Raw genomic sequence first — 2,657 nt, 5'->3', positions numbered from 1 at the left:
CGTCATCTTCGTCGTTTTCGTACTCGCACGTATCTATGTCGATGACGATTAACTTCCACTGATGCTCCGGTTCCTCAGGCGGATCATCCCGCCCACCAAGCTCGAGCGCGACCTGGCGTTGCAGAGCGTGCTGTCGGCGTTCGCGACCGGCTCGTTCCTGACCGGCACGGCCGTCTTCTTCACCCAGATCGTCGGCCTCTCCGGGTCGCAGATCGGGCTTGGCCTGTCGGCCGCAGCCCTCGTCACCCTGGCCCTGTCGATCCCGCTCGGGCGGCTCAGCGATCGGGTGGGCGCCAAGCGGCTGTGGGTGATCAGCGCGTTCATCGAGGCGCTGCTCTACCTCGCATGGCCGCTCGCGTCCGGGTTCGCGTCGTTCGTGCTCGTGCTCGCCGTGCTGGCCTGCCTCGAGACGGCCGGCCGCTCTGCGCGCAATGTCTACCGGATCGAGGTCTTCCCCCGTGACAAGCGCGTCGGGGCCATGGCCTACCAGCGGGCCGCGCGCAACGTCGGCTACACGCTCGGTGCCGGGACCGCCGGCGTGGCGCTCGGCATCGGGACCCGGGAAGCCATCATCGCCGTACCCCTCATCACCGCCGCTCTCTTGGCGATCAACGCCGTGATGGTCTCGTTCCTGCCCGCGATCCGGCGGACAGTGGACGTGGCGACCGGTCCGGACGTGCACGTCACGCCCGCCGCCTTCAAGAACAAGGGCTTCTTGGTCCTGGCGGTCTGCAACGGTGTGCTCTCCTCCAACCAGGTGCTGCTCAACGTCGTCGTGCCGCTCTGGCTCGTCGAGCGCACCGACGCCCCGCAGACACTGCTGGCATGGCTGTTCGGCACCAACACGGTGCTGGCCGTGCTGCTGCAGGTCCGCGCCTCTCGAGGCGCCGACTCGGTCAACGGGTCGCTGCGCGCGGTGCGCCGGTCGGGCTGGGCGTTCGTCGCGTCCTGCCTCGTCCTCAGCGTGACCCACGAGACCGTCGGCTGGGTCTCCATCGTGCTGATCTGGATCGGCCACATCACCATCACCGGCGCCGAGCTGTGGCAGTCGGCCTCCGACTGGGGCTTCACCTCCGAGCTCTCGGACCCGCGTCGGATGGGTGACTACCAGGGCGTGTGGGGGCTCGGCTACCAGATCGAGCCGATCGTCTTCCCCGCGCTCTACACGTTCCTGGCCCTCACCTGGGGGGCTCCCGGCTGGGCCGTGATCGCCGTGATCGGCGTCTCGGCCGCGGTCGTCTCGCACCCGGCCGCCCGAGCCGCCGAGCGCTACCTCGCCCGTCACGGCGAGCCCGTTCCCGCCACCGCCACCGCCACCACTCCCACCGCCACCACTCCCACCGCCACCCTGGAGACAACGTGACCGCTCAGACTCTCGACGGCGCCGCGACGCTGCGCACCATCAAGGCCGAGCTCGCCGTGCGCGTGGCGGCCCTCAAGGCTCGCGGCATCACCCCCGGTCTCGGCACGGTGCTCGTGGGCGACGACCCCGGTTCGCAGTGGTACGTCGGTGCCAAGCACAAGGACTGCGCCGAGCTGGGCATCGCCTCGATCCGCCGCGACCTGCCCGCCACCGCCACGCAGGCCGAGGTCGAGGCCGTGATCGACGAGCTCAATGCCGACCCGCACTGCACCGGCTTCATCGTCCAGCAGCCCACCGGCCTCGACGAGTTCGCCCTCCTCTCGCGCGTCCACCCCGACAAGGACGTCGACGGGCTGCACCCGACCAACCTCGGCAAGCTGGTGCTCGGCAAGGCCGGGCCGCTGCCGTGCACCCCGGTCGGCGCCATCGAGCTGCTGCGTCGCCACGGCGTGCAGATCGCCGGCGCCGAGGTCGTCGTGGTCGGCCGCGGCCTCACGGTGGGCCGCCCGCTGGGGCTGCTGCTCACGCGTCGCTCGGAGAACGCCACGGTCACGCTGTGCCACACGGGCACCGTCGACCTCGCGGCCCACGTGCGGCGCGCCGACATCGTCGTGGCTGCCGCAGGCGTCCCCGGCATCATCACCGCCGCCATGGTCAAGCCCGGCGCGGCCGTGCTCGACGTCGGGGTCTCCCGGGTCGAGGGCAAGGTCACCGGTGACGTGGCCCCGGACGTGTGGGACGTCGCCGGCTGGGTGTCGCCCAACCCCAAGGGTGTCGGTCCGATGACCCGCGCGATGCTGCTGAGCAATATTGTGGAGATCGCCGAACAGTCCCGCCCCGACTGATGAGGAACCCCGTGACCGACCCGCTCGAGCCGCCGCCGGATGATCCCACCCTCGTGCCGCCCGAGAGCGTGCCGCCGATCTCCGCCGAGGACCTCGTCGACGGCGACCACCCGGAGGACGGCGACCACCCCCGGGGCGAGCCCGACGAGCGGCGCTATCCCTCGACCATCGGGGGCGCGTTCTACCTGTTCGTGCTGCTGATCACCGCCGCCGGCCTGGCCGTCGCCGGACTCGGCGACTGGCGGATCGGGATCCGGATGCTCGGCGGGGCGCTGCTGCTGGCCTCGGTGGTCCGGGTGGTGCTCGGCCCGCGCGACGCCGGCATGCTGGCCGTACGCCACAAGGCTCTCGACGTCACCGTGCTGGCCGGGCTCGGCGCGGCGTTGATCCTCCTCGCGTCGTCGATCCCTGATCAGCCCGGGCTCTGACATGACATCGACCCGCCCGAG

Annotated in this window: 3 protein-coding genes; all 3 read left to right on the top strand. The window is 71.1% G+C overall.

Translation table 11 applies throughout. The annotated features are described in order from the left end of the window. Positions 1 to 61: 61 nt before the first annotated feature. The 3 genes from RMO85_RS08430 to RMO85_RS08420 are packed head-to-tail and all read left to right on the top strand — an operon-like array spanning position 62 to position 2,636. Positions 62 to 1,363 carry an MFS transporter gene (locus RMO85_RS08430; protein WP_310528279.1) on the top strand — a complete coding sequence of 434 codons (1,302 nt, stop codon included), beginning with the start codon at positions 62 to 64 and terminating at the stop codon, positions 1,361 to 1,363. Further along, entirely contained in the window at positions 1,360 to 2,208 is an 849-nt protein-coding gene (locus tag RMO85_RS08425) for a bifunctional methylenetetrahydrofolate dehydrogenase/methenyltetrahydrofolate cyclohydrolase (RefSeq protein WP_310528278.1), read from the top strand. The genes RMO85_RS08430 and RMO85_RS08425 overlap by 4 nt, the downstream gene beginning before the upstream one ends. Positions 2,209 to 2,219: 11 nt before the next feature. Beyond that, entirely contained in the window at positions 2,220 to 2,636 is a 417-nt protein-coding gene (locus RMO85_RS08420) for a DUF3017 domain-containing protein (protein WP_310528277.1), read from the top strand. Positions 2,637 to 2,657 lie beyond the last annotated feature (21 nt).

Source organism: Nocardioides sp., assembly GCF_031422975.1.
Classification (GTDB): domain Bacteria; phylum Actinomycetota; class Actinomycetes; order Propionibacteriales; family Nocardioidaceae; genus Nocardioides.
The sequence above is the reverse complement of the archived record's forward strand: the minus strand, read 5'-3'. Positions and strand labels throughout refer to the sequence as shown.

Bases quoted from the DNA above. Each gene is read 5' to 3' on its own strand.
- RMO85_RS08430 (WP_310528279.1), top strand. From the start codon at position 62: ATGCTCCGGTTCCTCAGGCGGATCATCCCGCCCACCAAGCTCGAGCGC.